This is a genomic window from Corynebacterium sp. MSK044 (genome assembly GCF_030232825.1).
Classification (GTDB): domain Bacteria; phylum Actinomycetota; class Actinomycetes; order Mycobacteriales; family Mycobacteriaceae; genus Corynebacterium.
The window spans coordinates 1-867 of the sequence record NZ_JASPJJ010000055.1 but is presented as its reverse complement, the minus strand read 5'-3'; the positions used below and the strand labels follow the sequence as shown (position 1 = coordinate 867).

The following is an 867-nucleotide window of genomic DNA, read 5'->3' as shown; positions in this document are numbered from 1 at the left end:
GCAAGGGGTTTTCTTTCATAGTTGATGTTGGCGACACCGCAATCCGGTGGTGTCGCGTCAACATCTACTTGGAAGGAGCGGGTCCTTGTGGCCAACTTCAAACAGATCATCGCGATGTGCCTTGACGGTGCAAGCTATGCGCAGATCACACACGCATTGGGATGTTCACGACGAGAAGTATCCCGCGCAAAGAAAGTCATCGCTGATGAGGCACTAACGCCAGAGCGTTTCCGTCAACTCTCATCGGGATGGTTCGATGATCGATTCAGCGACGGCCGGAGTAAGCGGACGATGTCCTACGACCAGCCCGATTTTCAAGCCCTCGCTCGCAAGCTCCAAAGCAAAAAGCACGTGACCAGGCACAAGCTGTGGATGGACTACTTGTCACAGCCGTGTCCGACGGACAAGACAAAGTACCAGTACTCCCAGTTCTGCAGTGGGCTCAATGAATTTCTCCGTGCTCATGATCTTGTCGAAGTCGTCACCCATGAGCCGGGGCAAGAGCTTTACGTCGACTGGGCCGGTGACAAAGTGCCAGTGGTGGATCAGGCCAGTGGTGATACCGCATTCAAGGCGTCGCTGTTTGTCGCGGTATGCCCGTACTCAGGGCTGATGTACGTCACTGCTGCTGCAAATGAGAAGATGCCGGCTTGGATTGCATGCCACGTCAAAGCGTTGAACTATCTTGGCAAATTACCGGCGGTCATCGTGCCGGATAATGCCTCTACGGCGACCTACCGGCCGAGAAAGCATTCAGGCTACCGGATGGTCACTGACCGCTACGTAAGCGTTTGCCGACTATTACGGGGTCACGATTGTGCCGACTAGGCCCGGCAGGCCACGCGACAAAGCGGCAGTAGAACGTGC

General features: G+C 55.4%; 1 protein-coding gene. It reads left to right on the top strand.

Annotated elements, in window-relative coordinates; all coding sequences use genetic code 11:
- Positions 1–87 precede the first annotated feature (87 nt).
- Positions 88–828 carry a transposase gene (locus QP994_RS11040; RefSeq protein ID WP_284866826.1) on the top strand — a complete coding sequence of 247 codons (741 nt, stop codon included), beginning with the start codon at positions 88–90 and terminating at the stop codon, positions 826–828.
- The last annotated feature ends 39 nt before the right edge of the window (positions 829–867 follow it).